The organism is Xanthomonas hortorum pv. pelargonii (assembly GCF_024499015.1).
Classification (GTDB): domain Bacteria; phylum Pseudomonadota; class Gammaproteobacteria; order Xanthomonadales; family Xanthomonadaceae; genus Xanthomonas; species Xanthomonas hortorum_B.
The window spans coordinates 2,407,706-2,428,623 of sequence record NZ_CP098604.1; the positions used below are offsets into that span (position 1 = coordinate 2,407,706).

The window sequence follows — 20,918 nt, forward strand, 5'->3', positions numbered from 1 at the left end:
ATTGACGTGCCTGAGCCCGCAACGCAGAATCGGGCTCAGAAGGGGAGTAGCTCCCAGGAACGGCCAACAGAACGTCGCAGCGGTCATGCCATCGTTCGGGAAGTCGCTCCAGCGTTGTCGCCGTCATTACGAGCCCTGTCATCAGGCGCTCCGGTGCAACGGCAACCGGCCCACACCGGTTGCGAGCGAGACCTTCGCCGCGCAGGCGAAGGTCCGTCACCCGGAATCCACGATTTCCGTGTCACAAGGCCTCAGCCCACCGGCTGTCCAGGTCGTTTCACTTTTCGGGATTCTTTTATGCAAACCATTGGCAATGTCTGGTTATGGGGTGGCTTCGCGATCGTGGTGATCGTGGCGCTGATGGTCGATCTGGTGCTGATGCGCCATGGCGGCGCGCACAAGGTGACCTTCAAGGAAGCCACCTGGTGGAGCATCGGCTGGGTGCTGCTGGCACTGGCCTTCAACGCCGGGCTGTGGTGGTACCTGCAGGGCAGCATGGGCGACGCGGCGGCCGACCGGATCGGGCTGGAGTTCCTGACCGGCTATCTGGTGGAGAAATCGCTGGCGGTCGACAACATCTTCGTGTTCCTGATGGTCATGACCTACTTCGGCGTGCCCGAAGAACAGCGCCAGCGCGTGCTGATCATCGGCGTACTGGGGGCCATCGTGCTGCGCGCGATCATGATCTTTGCAGGCTCGGTACTGCTGACCAAGTTCCATTGGCTGCTATACGTGTTCGGCGCGTTCCTGCTGCTGACCGGTATCAAGATGTGGTTCTCCGCCGGCAAGGAGCCGGATCTGGAAGCCAACCCGGTGCTGCGCTGGATGCGCGGCCATCTGCGGCTCAGCCCGCAGTACGACGGCAACGCGCTGAGCGTGATCAAGGACGGCAAGCGCTGGTTCACGCCGCTGTTCGTGGTGCTGATCCTGATTGCGGTGATCGATGTGATCTTTGCGGTGGACAGCATTCCGGCGATCTTCGCGATCACCACCGACCCGTTCATCGTGCTGACCTCCAACGTGTTCGCAGTGCTGGGCCTGCGCGCGATGTTCTTCCTGCTGGCCGGCATGGCCGACCGCTTCCACCTGCTGCCATACGGCCTGGCGGTGATCCTGGTGTTCATCGGCACCAAGATGATGATCATCGATCTGTACAAGATCCCGGTGCTGGTCTCGCTGGCGGCGGTGGTGGCGATCCTGATCTTCACCATCGTGCTGAGCCTGCTGCGTCCGCCAAAGCCGGCGCGGCACTGACGGGCCGGGATTGGGGATTGGGGATTCGTAAATGGCAGCGCCGCATGCACTGCTCCCAACCATGCGCACCGACCATCTCGACTGGTCCTTGCCCGCCCACCGTCGCGGGACCTTACGCGGCATGGATGCCGCGTAAGAGCTTACAAGGACGTACTTGCAGCGTGTCCCGCGATGGTGGGCGGGCAAGGACCTCGCAGCCAAGCGACAGATCAACAATCAAAAGCTAGGTGAGTCGAGGGCGCGGTGCCCTCACCGCTCGCGGGACACGCCGTGAATCCGTCCGTGGAGGCTCGGTGGCGGCATCCATGCCGCCACACGGTCCCGCAAGCGGCGAGGACACCGCACCAGACAGTTTGTAGGTGGCTTTGTTGAAAACATGCACACCGACCATCTCGACTGGTCCTTGCCCGCCCACCGTCCCGGGACCTTACGCGGCATGGATGCCGCGTAAGAGCTTACAAGGACGTACTTGCAGCGTGTCCCGCGACGGTGGGCGGGCAAGGGCCATGCAGCCAAGCGACAGATCAACAGTCAAAAGCTAGGTGAGTCGAGGGCGCGGTGCCCTCACCGCTCGCGGGACACGCCGTGAATCCGTCCGTGGAGGCTCGGTGGCGGCATCCATGCCGCCACACGGTCCCGCAATCGGCGAGGACACCGCACCAGACAGTTGGTCGGCTGCTTTGTTGAAAACATGCACACCGACCATCTCCACTGGTCCTTGCCCGGTCACTGGCGCAGGGTGATGCGCAAAAGATCGTCGCCGGGAGTGGATTATCCCGTCGCCGGGCCTGCTTATCCCGCGCCGGATAGGCTTGTAAAAAACCCGGGTGACGCCATCCGTGAAGGTATGACATCGCACCCTGTTGCCACCGCCGACGCCACCACCCAAGACCGCCTGGATCGCTCCCGGGTCTTGCGTGCCTTCAACTTCAGCCTGGCCGCCGTGCTGCTGCTGGTGGCGGTATTCACCGCCCAGGGCATGTTCGACTGGCGCGCCTGGGCCGTGGCACCGCTACAGGCCGACGGCCTGCTCGGCATTCTCACCGCACCGCTGCTGCATGGCTCGCTCGCGCATCTGGGCGCCAACGCGGCGGCCCTGCTGATCCTGGGCACGCTGGCCGGCAGCGTGTATCCGCGCGCCACCGCCATGGCGCTACCGTTGTTGTGGCTGGGCTCGGGCCTGGGCGCCTGGCTGCTGGGCGAACCCGGCAGCCGCCACCTGGGCGCCAGCGGCGTCACCCACGGGCTGATGTTTCTGGTGTTCGTGCTCGGCCTGCTGCGCCGCGACCGCCCGGCGATCGCCACCAGCATGATCGCCTTCCTGTTCTACGGCGGCATGCTGCTGACCATCCTGCCGCACGAAGCCGGCGTGTCCTGGCAATCGCACCTGGGCGGCGCCGTGGCCGGCCTGATCGCCGCACTGCTGCTGCGCCTGCGCGACCCGCAACAAGCCAAGCCGCGCTACAGCTGGGACGACGAGGACGAAGACGCCGCCTGGGAAGTCAGCACCGCCGAGCGCGACGTGCTGGAACCGCCGCCGCCGCGCCAGGTGCCGGTGCTATGGCAACGCCAGGAAGACGGCTCGCACAACGTGGTGCTGCATTTCCCGCCGCGCGAACGACCGCCAGGAGCGTAGGAGCGCGCTTGCGCGCGATGGGGCGTCATCGGGAACGCTTCATCGCGCGCAAGCGCGCTCCTACAGACCGCATATGCGTTTAACGCGTTGTATGCGCGTTCAACGCACGCCGCGCCAGTCCCGGATCGTCGGCAAAGAACGCATCGATACCGGCATCCAGATACGCCTTCAGCTCGGCCAAAGCGCCCGCCTCGTTACGCTCGGTCACCGCGCCGGCACTGCGATTGTTGATCGCCAGAAAATAATTCTCCGGACGGAACGTATACGGCTGCACCTGCAATCCAGCCGCATGCGCGTCGTGCACCAGGCTGGTCGGCGTGCCCAGCCGTTGCTGCGCGTCCAACGGAATGATGCTGCGGATGTCCGGGCCGATCGCATCGGCATAGCTGGCGATCTGCTTCAGCCCTTCGGGCGTCACCATTTGGCCATACGTGCGCGGCGCGTTGCCCACACCCGCATCGGGCAGCGCCATCTGCGCGCCACCCAGCAACTGCAGCAGACGGATGTTGCTGGTGCGTCCGATCTTGCCGCGCAGGTCACGCAAATTGCCGGTCTCGAACGACTGGATCACCACCGGCGCGTTCTGCGTGTACGCATGCGCACGCAAGCTCGCCAGCACCTTGTCTTCCATCGCCAGATGCAGCGCACTGAAATAGCTCGGGTGCTTGATCTCGGGAATCAGCCCGATCGTGCGCCCGGTCGCTGCAGATTCGGCCGCGACAAAATCGATGATCTCGTCGAAGGTCACGATCTGAAACTGCCCATCCCAACGCGTGCCACGCAGTTGCGGCAGCCGCTCGCGCGCGCGCAACGTCTTCAATTCGGCAAGACTGAAGTCTTCGGTGAACCAGCCTTCCATCGGCTGGCCATCGATGGTCTTGCGGGTCTTGCGCGCGGCGAACTCAGGGTGGCTGGCCACATCGGTAGTGCCGCCGATCTCGTTCTCGTGCCGCGCCACCAGCACGCCATCCTTGGTCGACACCAGATCCGGCTCGACGAAATCGGCGCCATCGACAATGGCCTTGGCGTACGAGGCCAACGTGTGTTCCGGGCGCAACGCGCTGGCACCACGGTGCGCAAAGATCTGCACCGTTTTCGCCAACGGCGCTTCTGCAACTGCGGGGCCGCTCATGCCGACCATCATCGCTCCCAACACTAGAACACGGTGGATCTGCATCATGCATTTCTCCAACGAAAAAGCAGCCATCAAAACCAAGGCGTGATCGCCAGGCAAACGCGGCCGATTGGCGTTGCGGCATGTACGACGCGTACACCCCCGCTTCCTCCACATCGTCCGCACCCGCCTGACAGCCACGCGCTAAGTCTTGTCAGCCACTCTAAAACTATCCACGTTGATCGGCATCGGAGATCAGTAAGCAGCAACAAGGCCCGCTGTTACGAATCCCCAATCCCGATTCCCCAATCCCTAACTCAGAACTTCGCATCCAGCGTCAAAAACACCTGCCGCGGCGCGCTGGCATGGAACGCCAACTGACGCCCATTCGGGTCGCTGTTGGCGAACGCGGTGAGGTTGGACGCGTAACGCTTGTCGGTGAGGTTAGTGACGTTAAGCGAGAGCTTGAGCCCCTGCAGCACGCCGGCCTGGCCGAAGTCGTACCCGGCGCCTGCATCGAACGAGGTGTAACCACCAAAGCCCTGGTCGTTGGTGTAGGTGTAATACCGCTGCCCGGTGTACTTGCCGCGCAGATTGACGTTCCAGTTGGCATAGTTGAAGGCGATTTCGCTGGCGAACATGCGCTTGGGCGTATCCACTGTGGTCTTGCCGGCAGTGGCAATGGTCACACCGTTCTGCACGTAGTTGTCGTCGTAGGTCGAACGGTTGATCGAGGCCGAGTTGTACCACTGCAGGTAGCTGGTGGGCTTCCAGATCACGGTCAGTTCGCCACCGCGGCTGCTCACCGAGCCCACGTTGAAGAACCGCGTGGTGCACGCCGGCGTGGTGCCCTGCTGGATGCTGGCGCAGGGATTGAGCGAGAGCAGACGGTTATCGAAGGTGACGTCATAACCGACCAGCGAGGCTTCGAAGTGATCGCGCACGAAGCGATAACCGGCTTCCATGGTGCGCGACTTTTCCGGCTCCAGCGCACCAACGCTGGCATCGAACGAGGCCTGGGTCACCAGCAACGGACCGCCGGCGCCGCCGCCCTGGAAGGCGGCGATGTTTTCCGCGTACGAGGCGAACACTTCCTGCCCTTCGGCCAGGCGATAGCCCAAACCGATCTGCGGCAGTACCGACTCGCTGGCCTTGATCGAGCCGGTCGCCACCGGCGCTTCCACTGCGATGCCCGGTGTCTCGCGTGCGGTCATTTCGGTGCTCGGGCTCTTGATGCCCAGATCCACGCTCAGGCGCTCATCGAAGAACTTGAAGTTGCCCTGCACGTAGAACTGCCGGGTGGTGATGACGTAGTTCTGCGAGAACAACCGGCGGTCCGGATCCTGCAGGAACTTGTCGTCGCTGACCGGCCCATCGATCCAGTAGAAATTGCGCTCCACATCGTGGTGGTTGCGCTCGTACCACAGCCCGGCTTCGAGGTGATGCGGGCCCAGATTCCAACCGAGCGAGGCGATGCCGCCGGTGCGGTTGATCCAGTAATTGGTGCTGCGGATCGAGATCGGCAATGCCTGCGGCGTGCCTGGATTGGACGCCTGGCCCGGCGACCACCAGTGGCCCTGACCCTTGTTTTCGTGGTGATAGACCTGGGTGTGCAGGCTGATCGCATCGTTGGGCTGGAAGTCGCCGGCCACGTAGAACAGATCGTCGTCGCGCAATGCGCGGCTCTGGTAATAGGCATCGTCGACGTTGTCCACGCCGCCACTGAAACCACAGCGTGCCGCATTCCGCGTGGCCGGTGCGCAATACGCCGCGGCCAATGCGCGGTTCCAGTCCGGCGCGTACAGATTCCAGTCCCAACCCAGGCCACGCGCCATGCCGCTCTTGGACAGATACGAATAATCCGCCTGCGAGGTACGCGAGGTATCGGCGAACGCGGTCAGCTTGCCGCCGTCGAACTGGTACACACCCTTGGCATTGAACTGCCGCGTGGTGGTCGGCGAATCCGGACGCGCCCACATGTCGGCTTCGGCGTTGATGCCCGACACATATGCCGAAAAGCCGTTGTAGTCACCGGTGTCCACACGCAGGAAGGTGCGGCGGTTGGCATCCGACCCCAGCGTCTGCGATACCTGCCCGCCGAACACGCTGGACGGATCGGCCGAGTAGTACTGGATAGTGCCGCCGAGGTTGCTGGTGGAGGCGGTGCCCAGCGCACCGATACCCGAGGCCAGCTCCACGCCGCCAAAGTTCTCGGCGATCAGCGCGCGGCTGATGTTGAGGCCGTTGTAGTTGCCGCAGGCGTTGTCGCCCAGTGGCAGGCCGTCGAGCGTATAGCCCAGGCGCGTGCCGTTGAAGCCGCGCAGGCTGATGGTCTGCGACTCTTCGTTGGCACCGAAGGCATCGTTGGATTGCACGTTGACGCCCGGCATGCGGTTGAGCAGCTTCTGGATGCTGGTGCCAGGCGGCAACACCGGAATGTCCTGCTGGGTGATGCGCTGCACCTGACGCGTTTCGCCCTGGCCGATCACCGAGACCGCATCGAGTTGCTGCACAGTCGTGCCAGTGTCGGCAGTCACCTCGGGATCGGCGGCATGGGCAGCCGGCGACAACACGAGCGCGGTAAGAACGGCGGCACTTAAGAGATGGGTCTTGGGCATGAGCGGCATGGGAGACGAGTCAAAAGATGACGGCAAGCGTGCGACAGCTGTCTTGCGCCGATGCGACCGGGACATGACAGTGCTGCGACAGTCGCTGCGTATCCCGCGCCAGTGCTGCGTTGCGCTGGCATGCACATGTCATCTGCGCGTCGTAATCTGCGGACTCTTCCATGCGCGTTGTTGAGGGTTGGTCCATGTCGCATCGCATTGCTCGCTCTTATTCTCGGACGCTGACCGGCATCGCCATCGCCGCGCTAGTCGTCGGCAGCGGCATGCTGAGCGCGCGGGAAAAACCAGCATCGACAGGCTCGGTGATCGCCACCGATGCGCGTGGATATCTTGAAAAAGAACAGTTGCCCGACAGCCTGCGCCTGGTGCCGCCACCGCCGCAGGACGGCAGCGCCGCGCTGGCCAACGACGAAGCCATCGCCAAGGCCATGCTCGCGTTGCGCGGCACACCGCGTTGGAACCTGGCCACACAGGACGCCGCACTGACTTTCCCCGCTGCCGCCAGTCACTTCAGCTGCGCGCTTGGCGTGCAGATCGACCAGACCAGCACCCCACACCTGCTGCGCCTGCTCGAACGCAGCATGCGCGACGCCAGCAGCAGCACCAGCGCGGCCAAGGCACGCTACCAACGCCCACGACCGTTCATGCGCAACGACCAACCGATGTGCACGCCCGCCGACGACAACGCGCTGCGCAAGAACGGCTCCTACCCCTCCGGCCACACCGCCATCGGCTGGAGCTGGGGCCTGATCCTGGCCGAACTCGCCCCTGCACAACGCGATGCCCTGCTCGCGCGCGGCCGCGCCTTCGGCGACAGCCGCCTGGTCTGCAACGTGCACTGGCAGAGCGATGTCATCCAGGGCCGCATGATGGCCGCCGCCACCGTCGCCGCCCTGCACGACAACCCCGAATTCCAGAAAGACATGGCCGCCGCACGCCGCGAGATCGCGCTGGCGCGTGCGAAGCAATCAGCGACGCACACACCGCAAGCGTGCGATGCCGAAAACGCGGCACTGCAGACGGTGTTGCCGGGTGTGATGTAAGCGATACGACAGGATCGGATCACTGCAACCTGCTCCAGACAACGCTCGGCCACTGCGCGTTGGACCATGCATCCAACGTCTGTTGAATACGCGGTATTGGACCTCGACTGATCCCGGCCTCGGCATCACTCCGCCGGACACTGGCCGGCCATAGACGCATTGAGTAGATCGACTACGTTGATCGAGACCGCCTGGCCTCGATCACTCTGCGCACGCGCGCGTCCGGCGCCAGCCCCTCCCGCATGTTCTGCATGATCAATGCGAGCCGATGCTCACCAACCCGGCCGACCGGCCTGGCACTTGCCCGTTCACGGCAATAGACATCTCGCTGTCCGTCCCCACCGCGATGACAGGTCGCAGCGGCGCTTCGCTCGGTCGGGCAGCGTGCTCACTGTCGGCGAAGGCGCCGGATGCGTACTCGTCGCCTGGACGAAGACGTGGGACGACGACACCAGCCGCGTTGGACCGGGGGACAGGCGCTCACTACATGAATCCGACAAGCAATTCCTGGCCAGGAAGCCCTGTTTCATCAAAAAGTTCCCGGAAGATGACATCTCCGTAAATCTTGGGTTAATCTTCAGACAGCCTTCAGGAAAGTGACGAGCTCGGTTGGTCAGGTTTTCTCGAAGCGCCTTCCCCCCTCAATTGCCACAGGCAGTTGAGTTTTACGTCTTGCAGTCGGTGTGACGGTACTTCATCAGGAGAGAGAGGAATGACACGTCCAGGGGTTCGTAGTGCCTTGTCCAAGAACATCACACGTAGTGCCTTGAGCATTGCGCTGAGTATGTGTGTTGCCGGCGGTGTACAGGCGCAGAGCGCGGTGGGCTCCATTTTCGGTACCGGGCAGCCTGGCAGCACCATCGCCATTCAAAGCCCGCAGACGGGCGTGAGTCGTTCAGCCACTGCCGCTGCCGATGGCCGATTCACGTTCAGCCAGCTGCCGCCGGGTAAATACGTAATCACTGCGGACGGGGTCACTCGCGAGGTCGAGGTCAAGGTCGGCAGCGGCTCGCAGGTACTGCTCGGCAGTCAGGCCAAAACGCTTGACCGGATCGAGGTGGTAGGCGCGCGTGCTTTCAATCCAATCGACGTGTCCTCGGTGGAATCCACCACGGTATTCACTGCCGAGCAGATGGTTTCGCTGCCGGTTGCCAGCGATGTCTCCTCGGTCGCGCTGCTCGCGCCTGGCGCAGTCCGCGGCGATAGCGGCCTGGGCGCAGGCAATCTCGCTTCGTTCGGCGGCTCGTCGGTGGCCGAGAACGGCTATTACATCAACGGCTTCGACGTCACGAACATGCGCACGTTCCTGTCCTTCGCCAATGTGCCGTTCCAGGGCATTGGACAGCTGCAGATCAAGACCGGCGGCTACGGCGCAGAATATGGTCGCTCGCTGGGCGGCATCGTCAGCATCGTCACCAAAGCCGGCTCCAACGACTGGCACTACGGCGGCAGTGTCGAATGGGCGCCAGACTGGGGCGCGGCGGCAGGTAAAAACGTCCGCGAACGCGACCCCGACGCGTCAGACCCGCTGTACCAGTACCGCAGCGACGATCAGTTCGACAGCACCATTTACTCTGCGTATGCCAGCGGCCCGATCGTCAAGGACCGCTTGTTTTTCTTTGCAATGGTGGAAGGCCGCCAGGAGACTGAAGACAACTTCTACGCGCTGACCAGCCGGCGCGTCAGTGACACGACCCCGCAGGGCTTGGTCAAGCTCGATTGGTATATCAACGACAGCAATCTGGTCGAATTCACCGGCATCTACAACCAGGCCAAGACCAAGTACCGTACCTACGAATACGCCACCGACGCCAACGGCGATAACCGCTACAACGTTGGCCGGCACGAAGTGCCGATCGAGCAGTACGAGATGGAAAACGGCGGCAAGGTCGGCATCCTCAAATACACCGGCTACTTCACCGATAACTTCACGCTATCGGCGCAGTACGGCTATCTGAGCAATCTGATCGACTCGCGCCTGCCGGCCAATCCTGCGGGCGGCGAGTGCCCATGGGCGTACAGCTTCGGGTTGACCACCAGCACGGTGGATCGCTACATCGGCTGCAATCCAGGAACCATTTCGACCATCGCCGATTTGAATGCCGAACCGGACGAAGACATCCGCAAGGCATTCCGTGTCGACGGTGAATGGGTGCTAGGCGATCACCGGCTACGCTTCGGTGTCGACCAGGAAAACTACGAGTCCAGCCATCGCGGTCAGACCTACGCCGGCGGAATCAACTGGGCGTATTACTTAGTCCCAGGCAACTCGGTAGCCACTGGCGCATTTGCAGGGCAGCCGGGTCGTACTGTGAACGGTCAATTGGTTCCGCGTGGCGCGCTTTACGCACGTTCGCGCGTCTATCAGACCAGTAGTTCCAGCTATGAAAACACCAACAGCGCGTTTTATCTTGAAGACAATTGGCAAGTGACGGAAAACTTCCTCGCGGTGCTCGGTCTGCGCGGCGAGAAGTTCGAAAACAAGAATGGCGATGGTATTGCCTGGGTCGAATCCGATTATAAACTCGCACCGCGACTCGGTTTCTCATGGGATGTGCTCGGCGACGCCAGCTTGAAGCTATTCGGTACCGCCGGCCGCTACTACATCCCGGTCGCCACAAACTCCAGTATCCGTGCAACGGGCGCAGAGTCGACTGTGTCCAGTTGGTACTTCGTCAATGGGTGGAGTGAAGCCGACGGCACGCCGGTCGGTCAGGGCGCACAGATTGGCGCGACCCAGGCCAATGGCTCACTGGTTGCGCCAAACCCGGCCTCGGTTGCATCCACCAATCTTTCGCCCATGTACCAGGACGAGGTGATTCTGGGCGGGCAGCTGCAATTGACGGAAAACTGGATGGCGGGCGTTCGCATGATCCGCCGCGAAGTGAAGTCCGGCATGGACGATACCTGCACAACCAATCCCTGGATCGACTGGGCTGCAGACAACGGCTTTACCGACTTCGATCCGAGTTCGGTCCCGAGCTGCTATTTCCTGAATCCGGGTAACGACGTCACTCTCAATGTCGACTTGAATGGCGATGGCGAAGTGGAACTGGCGACCCTGCCGGCTTCGTATCTCGGCCTGCCTGAATATCGGCGTATCCACACCGCGCTGGAGTTCTTCTGGGAGCGCACCGGGGAGAAGTTCAACTTCCAGGGTTCCTACACGTTTGCCAGAACGCGCGGCAATGTGGAGGGCTACGTCAATTCCACGTTGGAACAGGAAGATCCGGGCTTGACGCAGGACTTCGACCACCGCCTGTTCACCGATGGCACCTACGGGCCGACACCGAACGATCGCCAGCACACCCTCAAGCTGTTCGGCGCCTACAACCTCACACCGGAATGGCAGTTCGGCGGCAACCTGGTATTGCAGTCCGGTCGCCCGGTCAATTGCCAAGGCTACATCCCGCTGGACGACATCCCGCAGCCCGACCAAGGGTCGCTGACTAGGGCCTGTTAACACATCCGAAGCCCATCAACGACTAGGACGAAGCTGAGGAATCCAAGGAACATGACATCCAGCTTCTCGAAGCGCGAGAAAATCCGGCGGTAGCCTTTCAAGCGACGGAACAGTCTCTCCACTTCGTTACGCCGCTTGTACATCTCCCGGTTGTATTCCCAAGGCTCGACCCGATTGGATTTCGGCGGGACCACCGGCACGAAGCCAAGATCGAGCGCCAACTGGCGGGTTTCGTTGCCTTCGTAAGCACGGTCCATCAACAAATGAATCGGCCGCTCCACTGGCCCCAGGTGTTCAAGCAACGCGCGGCCTGCAGGTGCGTCATGCACGTTGCCAGGCGTCAATCCAAAGGTGATGGCTGTTCGAGCATCTGCGGCAACCATATGAATCTTGGTGTTCCATCCACCGCGAGACTTGCCGACGGCCTGCGGGCCGTTTTTTAATGCACCCGTGCCATCGGGATGGACCTTGACGCTGGTGGAGTCCAGCGAGACTGCTTCGATCTTGATGCGCACGATCTGGGACTTCTGCAATTGGGCGAACATCCGGTCCAGCACACCCGCCTTGGCCCAACGGTTCATGCGTGTGTAGACCGTATGCCAGTTGCCAAAGCGCTTGGGTAGGCCGCGCCATTTGCAGCCATGCTCGGCAACGTAAAGGATGGCGTTGACCACTTGCAGGTTGGTCATGCTGACATTGCCGCGCTGCGCCGGCAGGCAGTGTTCGATCAGAGAAAATTGTGCTGGCGTGATCTCCATGACCAATAGTTTAATCGCTCGGGCCATTAGTGTTAACAGGCCCTAACTACAGTGGTTCGAGTTTCTATTGCTTGAACGCCGAGGGCACACGTGTCCTTCGGCAGCGTGGCGACGAAGGCCGCACACCGTGGACCTGGACCTTCGATCTGGCGGCGGCGTACATCCCCAACTGGGCCGACAACAAGCTGCGCTTCAAGCTCGACGTGTTCAACCTGTTCAACAACGACCGGGTCACCGAGTACAACGAGTTCAGTGAGGCCTCGCGTGATGTGATCAGCCCGAACTACTTGAACGATGTCAATTATCAGACGCCGCGCTCGTTCCGGTTGACCGCTCGCTACGACTTCTAAGTCGCGGTATCAGCGTTTTACATACGAAATCCGGTCTCGTAAGAGGCCGGATTTTTTAATTGGCGAATGCAAGATCGCAGCTGCACGCTGCGCAGCGCCGCATCACTTACCAATACAAAAACTCGAAAAGATCTTGCCCAGCAACTCGTCGGCACTCAGCTTGCCGGTGATCTCGCCGAGCGCTTCATGCGCCAGGCGCAGTTCTTCTGCGGCCAGTTCGAGTTGTTCGAAACCCAGTTCCAGATCCGCCGCATCCGCGTGTTGTTCGGCGCGACGCAGTGCTTCGACATGCCGCGTGCGTGCGGAGAATTCGCCTTCCACGCTTTCTACGCCATCGCCCAGTGCGAGTTCGCGCAGACGCACGTGCAACTGCTCCAAACCCTGCCCGGTCACTGCAGAGACCGCGATTGCATCGCTATCGAGTTTCAGAGCATCTACCAGCAGATCGCATTTATTGTGAATCCACAGCTGCCGCGGCACCGCATCAATGGCATCGCCGATCGCATCGCGTGCGGTTTGCGGGTTGCGTGCATCCAGCACGATCAGCGCCAGGTCGGCGCGCTGCAGTTCCGCGCGTGCGCGGCGCATGCCTTCGCGTTCGATCGCATCGCCGCCATCGCGCAAGCCCGCAGTGTCGACCAGGGTCAGTTCGAAGCCATCGAGCTGGATGGTTTCCTGCAATGTGTCGCGCGTGGTGCCAGCGACATCGGTGACGATGGCGCGCTCGCTGCCGGCCAGTGCATTGAGCAAGGAACTCTTGCCGGCGTTAGGCGGACCGATCAACACCGCATGCAGGCCGTCGCGCAGTTTGCGTCCACGTTCGGCATCGCGCAGTAGCTGCGCGAGCAAGCTGCGTGCATGCGTCAGTCCATCGCGCACCTGCGTGCCGCCCAGCGTATCCAGCGGCTCATCGGCAAAATCGATCGCCGCCTCCACATGGATGCGCAAACGCGTGAGGCTGTCGCTGACTGCATCGACGCGGCGCGAGAACACACCATCCAGCGAGCGCCGCGCGGCACGCGCAGCGCGCAGATCGCCGGCGGCAATCAGGTCGGCGATGGCCTCTGCCTGCGCAAGATCGAGTTTGCCGTTGAGAAACGCACGCTCGCTGAATTCGCCCGCGCGTGCCTGCCGTGCGCCCAGTGCGATACAGCGCGCCACCACCTGCCGCAGCAACACCGGGCTGCCATGGCCTTGCAACTCCACCACGTCTTCGCCGGTAAAACTGTGCGGCGCCGGAAACCACAGCGCGATACCGTCGTCGATCACCTCGCCCTGTGCGTCGCGAAAGCGTGCGTAGCGCGCGTACCGTGGCTGCAACGTGGCAATGCCCAGCGCGGCGGCGATCTGCGCAGCCTGCGGGCCGGACAGCCGCACGATGCCGATGCCTCCGGTTCCGGCGGCGCTGGCGATGGCAACAATGGTCGATGGCGAAGAAGACATAGGCTGTTGGTACGGCGTGTGGTCAGAAACGTGGCTTGCAGGCGCGCATGCAGAAAACCCGCCTTGCGGCGGGCCTTCTTCAGATCACTTGGCGTTGGCCTGGATGATCTTGCTCGGCTTCTCGCCGTGCTGGCGGATCATCCACCACTGGATCAGCAGACCGAGGCCACCGTTGACCACCCAGTACAGCACCAGGCCGGCCGGCATGAAGGCCATCATGACGCCGAACACCAGCGGCATGAACTGCATCATCTTGGCCTGCATCGGGTCCATGCCCGGGGTCGGGGTCAGCTTTTGCGTGGCCCACATGATGGCGATGTTGAGCACCGGCAGGATGAAGTATGGATCGCGCGCGGTCAGATCCTGGATCCAGCCCAGCCACGGCGCCTGACGCAGTTCCACCGATTCCACCAGCACCCAGTACAGCGCGAAGAAGATCGGCATCTGGATCAGCAGCGGCAGGCAGCCGCCCATCGGGTTGATCTTTTCCTTCTTGAACAACTCCATCGTCGCCTGCTGATACTTGACGCGATCGTCGCCATAACGCTCCTTCAACTGCGCCAGGCGCGGCTGGAAGCGGCGCATCTTGGCACCGGACTTGTACTGCGCGGCCGACAACGGATACAGCGCCAGGCGCAGCAGCACCACCAGGCCGATGATGGCCCAGCCCCAGTTGTGCAGGAAGCTGTGCAGATGGCTCAGCACCCAGAACAGGCCCTGGCCGATGATGGCCATGATCGAGAAGCGGCTGTAATCGACCACACGGTCCAGGCCCTTCACGTCTTCCTTGGCGATCAGGCTGACCAGCTTCGGGCCCACCCACAGGCGCGCCTCGGTGCTGGCGGTCTGGCCCGGCGCCACGGTGAAGGCCGGGCCGCGCAGCTCGGCCACGTCACGCGGGCCGTCCTGGTTCAGCACATACAACGAGGCCTGGTCCTTCTGCGGAATCCATGCGGTAAAGAAGTGGTGCTGCAATAGCGCCACCCAGCCGCCGGTGATCTGGCGATTCAGGCCGCCATCGTCCATGTAGTCCTTGAACGCGCGACGCTCGTAGCCTTCCTGCGGGCTGTACCAGGTCGCCCCGTTGAAGCTGAAGGAATCCGGGTTGGTCATGCCGCGGCTGAGGATGGTCGGCACCCGGCTCAACTTGCGGAACACATAGCCGTTCCACGGCGCGCCGCTCTTGTTGATCACCTCGTCCTTGATCGAGATCGCATAGCGACCACGTTCCAGGGTGAAGGTGCGGCGGATCGACACGCCGTTGGGGCCCGTCCACACGAACGGCACCACCAAGGTGTTCTGGCCCTTGGCCAGTTCGAACGCGGTGCCCGGCTGTTCGGCACGGAAGCCGCCCACGCCCGGCACCGGCGAATGCTCGCTGGCCCAGCCGCTGGTGGCGTTGTATGGGTGCGCGGCGTCTTCGGTCAGCAGGCTGACCGGCGCGGTGCCGTCCTTGGTCTGCGGAAACTGCAGCAGTTCGGCATCGAGCACGCTGCGGCCATCCAGCTTCAGACGCAGCACGTCCGAGGTCAGCGTCACCACCGGTGCAGCGCCGGCAGCTGCTGGTGTCGCGGTGGTGGTGCTGGTGGCCGGCACCGTGCCTGGCACGCCCGCCTGCGGGATGGCCTGGGCCGCCGGCACATTGGCCGCGGTCGCAGCTGCATCCAGATCGCGCGCAGCCGGCACCGACTGGGTCGTTGCCACAGCCGGCGCATTGGCAGCCGTCTTCTCCTTGCCCCACTCCATCCACAGCAACGCCGCGACCATCAGCCAGGCAAAAATCAGGAAAACACGGGTCTGGTTCATCGGGCAGCAACTCGCTCAGTCGGAACTGGGTTCCGGCTCTGTCGGGGAAAGGGAGGATGGGTGCATCGTCCTGGCGGGCGGCATTGTGCCGGGCGCAGCAGGCAGGGGCAATGCGCCGGCACGGCGCAGCAGACGCAGGAAGGCGTCGCGAATCTGTGGATTGGTCGCTTTTGCGGCGGCCGAGCGCGCCACGATGACGTAATCACCACCGGCCAGCTCGGGCAACAGGTGCCGCATGGCATCGCGCAACACGCGTTTGATGCGGTTACGTCCAACCGCACGCGTATCGACCTTGCGCGACACCGCCATGCCCAGGCGCGGCGGCGTATCGCCGGTCCGCCAGTGCAGGCTGAGCAACGGGTCCGAGGTGCGACGTGCAGTATCGAAAACGACCGTATATTGCGCACGCGTACGAACCCGCGCAGAGCGAGGAAATCGCCTGCACGGGTTCGATGCGTTCACGGTAGGGACTGCCTCGGCCGCGGGGAGCGGCGCGGCAATCAAGCGCTCAGGCGCTTGCGGCCCTTGGCGCGGCGGCGAGCCAGGATCTTGCGGCCGTCGGCAGTTGCCATACGTGCGCGGAAGCCATGGTCGCGTGCTCGCTTGAGGTTGCTGGGTTGGAAAGTACGCTTGGTGGCCATGGGGCCCTCTGCATGGATGGAGACGAATAGAACCGGAAATTCTATAGGACCTCTACAGCGCCGGTCAACTCCCCAAACGCTTTACCGCAGGTGAGGATGGCAGCAGCCTGTGGATGGACCTGTGAATAAGTCTGGGAAAACCCTGCCCTCGGTGCTAGTCTGGCCCATCCTCTTTTCACTACCGGGCTGCGAGCACGGCGCTTTTCTGCGCGCCGCAGCCAGCAACAGATGATCATACTTTGATGGATGCTTGGCCCCGCTGTCTGGAACGTCTCGAAGCTGAATTCCCGCCCGAAGACGTCCACACCTGGTTGAAACCCCTGCAAGCCGAAGACCGCGGCGACAGCATCGTGCTGTACGCGCCGAATGCCTTCATCGTCGACCAGGTCCGTGAACGTTATCTGCCGCGCATCCGCGAACTGGTGGCGTACTTCGTCGGCAATGGCGAAGTGGCGCTGGCGGTCGGTTCGCGTCCACGTGCACCAGACCCGTTGCCGGCACCGATGGCCGCGCCCAGTGCGCCGGCTGCCGCACCGATCGTGCCGTTTGCCGGCAACCTGGATTCGCACTACACCTTCGCCAATTTCGTCGAAGGCCGCAGCAACCAGCTGGGGCTGGCCGCCGCCATCCAGGCCGCGCAGAAGCCGGGCGACCGTGCGCACAACCCGCTGCTGCTGTACGGCAGCACCGGCCTGGGCAAGACCCACCTGATGTTCGCCGCTGGCAATGCACTGCGCCAGGCCAATCCGGCAGCCAAGGTGATGTATCTGCGTTCGGAACAGTTCTTCAGCGCGATGATCCGGGCGCTGCAGGACAAGGCGATGGACCAGTTCAAGCGCCAGTTCCAGCAGATCGACGCGCTGCTGATCGACGACATCCAGTTTTTCGCCGGCAAGGACCGCACGCAGGAGGAGTTTTTCCACACCTTCAACGCGCTGTTCGATGGTCGCCAGCAGATCATCCTCACCTGCGATCGCTATCCGCGCGAAGTCGAGGGCCTGGAGCCGCGTCTGAAGTCGCGCCTGGCCTGGGGCCTGTCGGTGGCGATCGATCCGCCCGATTTCGAGACCCGCGCGGCCATCGTGCTGGCCAAGGCGCGCGAGCGCGGCGCCGACATTCCGGACGACGTGGCGTTTTTGATCGCCAAGAAGATGCGCTCCAACGTGCGCGATCTGGAAGGCGCGCTCAACACCCTGGTGGCGCGTGCCAACTTCACCGGGCGCTCGATCACCGTGGAATTCGCCCAGGAGACGCTGCGCGACCTGCTGCGCGCCCAGCAGCAGGCGATCGGCATCCCCAATATCCAGAAGACCGTGGCGGACTACTACGGCCTGCAGATGAAGGATCTGCTCTCCAAGCGGCGCACCCGTTCGCTGGCGCGTCCGCGCCAGGTGGCGATGGCGTTGGCCAAGGAGCTCACCGAACACAGCCTGCCGGAGATCGGCGACGCCTTTGCGGGCCGCGACCACACCACCGTGCTGCATGCCTGTCGGCAGATCCGCACGCTGATGGAAGCCGACGGCAAGCTGCGCGAGGACTGGGAAAAGCTGATTCGCAAGCTCAGCGAGTGAGTCGTTTCGGCCCTTGACGGCCCGCTTGGAGAAAAGCGTGGAAACGTTGGGGTCAAATGCGGGAGAATCTGTGGATAACGTTGCCTCGCGGTTCGAGCGAAAAACTATCCACAGGTTTTACCGCTAGACCAGGGGCACTAGTCCAACGACTTTCAGGCGCTGAAATATCTTTGGAAACAAATAGTTATGGTGGTTATCCGCTGAAAACGGCCCTACCATCACCACCAAGCTTTTGATTTATTCCATTATCTTTTAAAGCATAGGGGCACGGAACCACATGCGTTTTACACTGCAGCGCGAAGCCTTCCTCAAACCGTTGGCCCAAGTGGTCAATGTGGTCGAACGCCGTCAAACCCTGCCTGTTCTGGCCAACCTGCTGGTGCAGGTCAAGGACGGACAGGTCTCATTGACCGGCACGGACCTGGAAGTGGAAATGATCTCGCGCACGATGGTGGAAGACGCGCAGGACGGCGAAACCACCATCCCGGCCCGCAAGTTGTTCGACATCCTGCGCGCCCTGCCCGACGGCAGCCGCGTCACCATCTCGCAGACCGGCGACAAGGTCACCGTGCAGGCTGGGCGTAGCCGCTTCACCCTGGCCACGCTGCCTGCCAACGACTTCCCATCGGTGGACGAAGTCGAGGCCACCGAGCGTGTGGTGGTGCCGGAAGCCGGATTGAAGGAGCTAATCGAGCGCACCGCGTTCGCCATGGCCCAGCAGGACGTGCGCTATTACCTCAACGGCCTGCTGTTCGATCTGCGCGACGGCCTGCTGCGCTGTGTGGCCACCGACGGCCACCGTCTGGCGTTGTGCGAAATGGAGCTGGAGAAGGCCGGCGGCGCCAAGCGCCAGATCATCGTGCCGCGCAAGGGTGTGACCGAATTGTTGCGTTTGCTGGAAGCGGCGGACCGCGAAGTCGAGCTGGAAGTTGGCCGCAGCCATATCCGCGTCAAGCGCGGCGATGTGACCTTCACCTCCAAGCTGATCGATGGCCGCTTTCCGGATTATGAGGCAGTGATCCCGATTGGCGCCGATCGCGAGGTCAAGGTTGACCGTGAAGCGTTGCGTGCCTCGCTGCAGCGTGCTGCGATTCTGTCGAACGAGAAGTACCGCGGTGTCCGTGTGGAAGTCTCGCCTGGTCAGCTCAAGATCAGCGCGCACAACCCGGAGCAGGAAGAAGCGCAGGAAGAGATCGAGGCCGATACCAAGGTCGACGATCTGGCGATTGGCTTCAACGTCAATTACCTGCTCGATGCCCTCTCCGCGTTGCGCGACGAGCATGTAGTGATCCAGCTGCGTGATGCGAACTCTTCTGCGTTGGTGCGTGAAGCCAGCAGCGAGAAGTCGCGTCATGTGGTGATGCCGCTGCGTCTTTGACGTTGCGTTCCACGTGGAACACGAAGGGCCCGGCATTGCCGGGCTTTTTGTTTGCGGGGCAGCAAGTCTGAAGCCACGCAGTATCGGACTATCGAAAACAAAGCGGTCCTGCTCTGCTGTGATTCCACTCTCATTGTCGAGTCGCAGTTGGGTGCCTGTCCGATGTCGGTGGTGCACCGCATTCTGAGGCGAGGCTGCCAACGGTGAGGGTTAGGTCGTGTTTACGGAAATAGTGCTCGGCCTGTAACAGCGCGCCGTCGGCCAATCGCGGTAAGAACAAGATGACATCCGCGGCACAAATCTGAACAAGTTCACTTTCGAGCAATCAGGAACATCGGCGGCTGAGGCGAACCGGTGTCTTCCATCGTCCGAGCTTGTGGGCATTTCAAGTACGTTTTTGACTTATGCACATCTAGCTTTGCTTTTAAATCTAGAAATAACTTAAGAGCTTGGTGGTGATGGTAGGGCCAGATTTCGCCGAAAACTACCTTAAGTGTTTGTTTCAAAAGTGGTTTTAGGTCGCGAAACCCTGTGTTTTCAGCCCTGTTTACAGGCCTGTAACCTGTGGGTAAGTAGAAGGACCCTCCTGAGCGTCAAACTTATCCACACGTTATCCCCTGCCTGTCCTTGACCGGCCTTCACAGGCGTTTGCACGGAACTGGCAGCGATCACGTATCCTGCGCCCCGACCGGGACGCCGGATTAGCTCAGAGCAAACCGATCGATGCACGTTGTGCGGTTGTCCATCCATCGACTTCGTCGTTTCCAGACCGTCGAGCTTCATCCCGCCAGTTCCTTGAACTTGCTCACCGGCGATAACGGCGCAGGCAAGACCAGTGTGCTCGAGGCGCTGCATCTGATGGCCTATGGCCGCAGTTTCCGTGGGCGGGTGCGCGATGGGCTGATCCAGCAAGGCGCCGACGATCTGGAAGTGTTCGTGGAATGGCGCGAGCGCAGCGGCGAGACCAGCGAACGCTCGCGTCGCGCAGGTCTGCGCCATAGCGGCCAGGAATGGACCGGCCGGCTGGATGGGGAAGATGTCGCGCAGTTGGGATCGTTATGTGCCGCGCTGGCGGTGGTGACGTTTGAGCCGGGCAGCCATGTCTTGATCAGCGGCGGTGGCGAACCACGCCGACGCTTCCTGGATTGGGGCTTGTTCCACGTGGAACCTGACTTCCTGGCGCTATGGCGGCGTTATGCACGTGCGCTCAAGCAGCGCAACGCCCTACTCAAGCAGGGCGCGCAGCCGCGCATGCTCGATGCGTGGGATCACGAGCTTGCCGAATCCGGTGAAACCCTGACGTCGCGGCGCCTTCGCTACCTGGATCGCCTGCAGGAACGGTTGATTCCCGTTGCAACCGCGATCGCCCCCTCGTTAGGCCTGTCTGCGCTGACGTTCGCGCCGGGGTGGAAGCGCCATGAGGTCTCGCTCGCCGACGCGTTGCTGTTGGCACGGGAGCGCGACCGTCAGAATGGCTATACCTCGCAAGGCCCGCACCGGGCCGACTGGACGCCTGCCTTCGACGCGCTGCCGGGAAAGGACGCGCTCTCGCGTGGCCAGGCCAAGCTCACCGCCCTCGCCTGCCTGCTGGCCCAGGCGGAGGACTTTGCCCACGAACGTGGCGAATGGCCGGTAATTGCATTGGACGATCTGGGTTCTGAGCTGGATCGACACCACCAGGCGCGCGTCTTGCAGCGGCTCGCCTCGGCGCCTGCGCAGGTACTCATCACCGCGACCGAAATGCCGCCGGGGCTTGCAGACTCAGGCGAACTGCTCCATCGGTTCCACGTGGAACACGGGCAAATCGCCGTTCAAGCCGCGTCGGAGTAAGCAA

15 protein-coding genes and 1 other RNA gene are annotated in these 20,918 nt (G+C 62.5%); 9 read left to right on the forward strand and 7 right to left on the reverse strand.

Annotation, left to right across the window (positions count from 1 at the left end; all coding sequences use genetic code 11):
• Positions 1-297: 297 nt before the first annotated feature.
• Both NDY25_RS10565 and NDY25_RS10570 read left to right on the forward strand, forming a co-directional pair.
• Positions 298-1,254 carry a TerC family protein gene (locus tag NDY25_RS10565; RefSeq protein ID WP_168959010.1) on the forward strand — a complete coding sequence of 319 codons (957 nt, stop codon included), beginning with the start codon at positions 298-300 and terminating at the stop codon, positions 1,252-1,254.
• Between the two features lie 847 nt (positions 1,255-2,101).
• Positions 2,102-2,890, forward strand: a complete 789-nt coding sequence (locus tag NDY25_RS10570; RefSeq protein ID WP_168959009.1) for a rhomboid family intramembrane serine protease — start codon at positions 2,102-2,104, stop codon at positions 2,888-2,890.
• Positions 2,891-2,969: 79 nt separating this feature from the next.
• Here the strand turns inward: NDY25_RS10570 and NDY25_RS10575 are convergent, their stop codons facing one another.
• Positions 2,970-4,070 (reverse strand): glycerophosphodiester phosphodiesterase, encoded by a 1,101-nt coding sequence (locus NDY25_RS10575; protein WP_168959008.1) that lies wholly within the window; start codon positions 4,068-4,070, stop codon positions 2,970-2,972.
• Between the two features lie 77 nt (positions 4,071-4,147).
• Here NDY25_RS10575 and NDY25_RS10580 point away from each other — a divergent pair.
• A non-coding RNA gene (locus NDY25_RS10580) (sX9 sRNA) lies at positions 4,148-4,224 on the forward strand.
• A 97-nt stretch (positions 4,225-4,321) separates the two neighbouring features.
• Here NDY25_RS10580 and NDY25_RS10585 read toward each other — a convergent pair.
• Entirely contained in the window at positions 4,322-6,622 is a 2,301-nt protein-coding gene (locus tag NDY25_RS10585) for a TonB-dependent receptor (RefSeq protein ID WP_251755174.1), read from the reverse strand.
• A 194-nt stretch (positions 6,623-6,816) separates the two neighbouring features.
• On the opposite strand from NDY25_RS10585, the gene NDY25_RS10590 reads away from it, so the two are divergent.
• The gene (locus NDY25_RS10590) at positions 6,817-7,674 is read left to right on the forward strand and encodes an acid phosphatase (RefSeq protein ID WP_168959006.1); all 858 of its coding nucleotides are present in this window, start codon (positions 6,817-6,819) and stop codon (positions 7,672-7,674) included.
• 712 nt (positions 7,675-8,386) lie between these two features.
• On the forward strand, positions 8,387-11,137 hold the full coding sequence (locus NDY25_RS10595) for a TonB-dependent receptor (protein WP_251757218.1): 2,751 nt from the start codon (positions 8,387-8,389) through the stop codon (positions 11,135-11,137).
• Here NDY25_RS10595 and NDY25_RS10600 read toward each other — a convergent pair.
• Positions 11,134-11,895, reverse strand: coding sequence for an IS5 family transposase (locus NDY25_RS10600; RefSeq protein ID WP_256627964.1), 762 nt, complete (start codon positions 11,893-11,895; stop codon positions 11,134-11,136). The two genes, NDY25_RS10595 and NDY25_RS10600, sit on opposite strands and share 4 nt — an antisense overlap.
• A 71-nt stretch (positions 11,896-11,966) precedes the next feature.
• Here NDY25_RS10600 and NDY25_RS10605 point away from each other — a divergent pair, with 71 nt between their 5' ends.
• The gene (locus NDY25_RS10605) at positions 11,967-12,245 is read left to right on the forward strand and encodes a TonB-dependent receptor (RefSeq protein ID WP_233366585.1); all 279 of its coding nucleotides are present in this window, start codon (positions 11,967-11,969) and stop codon (positions 12,243-12,245) included.
• Positions 12,246-12,347: 102 nt separating this feature from the next.
• Here NDY25_RS10605 and mnmE read toward each other — a convergent pair whose 3' ends face one another.
• From mnmE to rpmH, 4 genes are all read right to left on the reverse strand, one after another.
• Complete coding sequence (mnmE, locus tag NDY25_RS10610; protein WP_168959281.1) at positions 12,348-13,688, reverse strand: tRNA uridine-5-carboxymethylaminomethyl(34) synthesis GTPase MnmE; 1,341 nt, start codon at positions 13,686-13,688, stop codon at positions 12,348-12,350.
• 84 nt (positions 13,689-13,772) lie between these two features.
• Positions 13,773-15,494: a membrane protein insertase YidC gene (gene yidC / locus NDY25_RS10615; RefSeq protein WP_168959280.1), complete on the reverse strand. Its 1,722-nt coding sequence runs from the start codon at positions 15,492-15,494 to the stop codon at positions 13,773-13,775.
• A gap of 15 nt (positions 15,495-15,509) precedes the next feature.
• Entirely contained in the window at positions 15,510-15,956 is a 447-nt protein-coding gene (gene rnpA / locus NDY25_RS10620; RefSeq protein WP_039512801.1) for a ribonuclease P protein component, read from the reverse strand.
• A 38-nt stretch (positions 15,957-15,994) separates the two neighbouring features.
• The gene (gene rpmH, locus NDY25_RS10625) at positions 15,995-16,135 is read right to left on the reverse strand and encodes a 50S ribosomal protein L34 (RefSeq protein WP_002805908.1); all 141 of its coding nucleotides are present in this window, start codon (positions 16,133-16,135) and stop codon (positions 15,995-15,997) included.
• Positions 16,136-16,377: 242 nt separating this feature from the next.
• On the opposite strand from rpmH, the gene dnaA reads away from it, so the two are divergent.
• From dnaA to recF, 3 genes are all read left to right on the forward strand, one after another.
• A complete protein-coding gene (gene dnaA / locus NDY25_RS10630; protein WP_006451790.1) occupies positions 16,378-17,706 on the forward strand; it encodes a chromosomal replication initiator protein DnaA in 1,329 nt (442 codons plus the stop codon).
• Between the two features lie 277 nt (positions 17,707-17,983).
• The gene (dnaN, locus tag NDY25_RS10635) at positions 17,984-19,084 is read left to right on the forward strand and encodes a DNA polymerase III subunit beta (RefSeq protein WP_006451791.1); all 1,101 of its coding nucleotides are present in this window, start codon (positions 17,984-17,986) and stop codon (positions 19,082-19,084) included.
• A gap of 723 nt (positions 19,085-19,807) precedes the next feature.
• A complete protein-coding gene (gene recF / locus NDY25_RS10640; RefSeq protein ID WP_168959279.1) occupies positions 19,808-20,914 on the forward strand; it encodes a DNA replication/repair protein RecF in 1,107 nt (368 codons plus the stop codon).
• The last annotated feature ends 4 nt before the right edge of the window (positions 20,915-20,918 follow it).

Bases quoted from the DNA above. Each gene is read 5' to 3' on its own strand.
- yidC (WP_168959280.1), bottom strand. From the start codon at position 15,494: ATGAACCAGACCCGTGTTTTCCTGATTTTTGCCTGGCTGATGGTCGCG.
- recF (WP_168959279.1), top strand. From the start codon at position 19,808: ATGCACGTTGTGCGGTTGTCCATCCATCGACTTCGTCGTTTCCAGACC.
- mnmE (WP_168959281.1), bottom strand. From the start codon at position 13,688: ATGTCTTCTTCGCCATCGACCATTGTTGCCATCGCCAGCGCCGCCGGA.
- NDY25_RS10590 (WP_168959006.1), top strand. From the start codon at position 6,817: ATGTCGCATCGCATTGCTCGCTCTTATTCTCGGACGCTGACCGGCATC.
- NDY25_RS10595 (WP_251757218.1), top strand. From the start codon at position 8,387: ATGACACGTCCAGGGGTTCGTAGTGCCTTGTCCAAGAACATCACACGT.
- dnaA (WP_006451790.1), top strand. From the start codon at position 16,378: ATGGATGCTTGGCCCCGCTGTCTGGAACGTCTCGAAGCTGAATTCCCG.
- dnaN (WP_006451791.1), top strand. From the start codon at position 17,984: ATGCGTTTTACACTGCAGCGCGAAGCCTTCCTCAAACCGTTGGCCCAA.
- NDY25_RS10575 (WP_168959008.1), bottom strand. From the start codon at position 4,070: ATGATGCAGATCCACCGTGTTCTAGTGTTGGGAGCGATGATGGTCGGC.
- NDY25_RS10565 (WP_168959010.1), top strand. From the start codon at position 298: ATGCAAACCATTGGCAATGTCTGGTTATGGGGTGGCTTCGCGATCGTG.
- NDY25_RS10585 (WP_251755174.1), bottom strand. From the start codon at position 6,622: ATGCCCAAGACCCATCTCTTAAGTGCCGCCGTTCTTACCGCGCTCGTG.
- NDY25_RS10570 (WP_168959009.1), top strand. From the start codon at position 2,102: ATGACATCGCACCCTGTTGCCACCGCCGACGCCACCACCCAAGACCGC.
- rpmH (WP_002805908.1), bottom strand. From the start codon at position 16,135: ATGGCCACCAAGCGTACTTTCCAACCCAGCAACCTCAAGCGAGCACGC.
- NDY25_RS10600 (WP_256627964.1), bottom strand. From the start codon at position 11,895: ATGGAGATCACGCCAGCACAATTTTCTCTGATCGAACACTGCCTGCCG.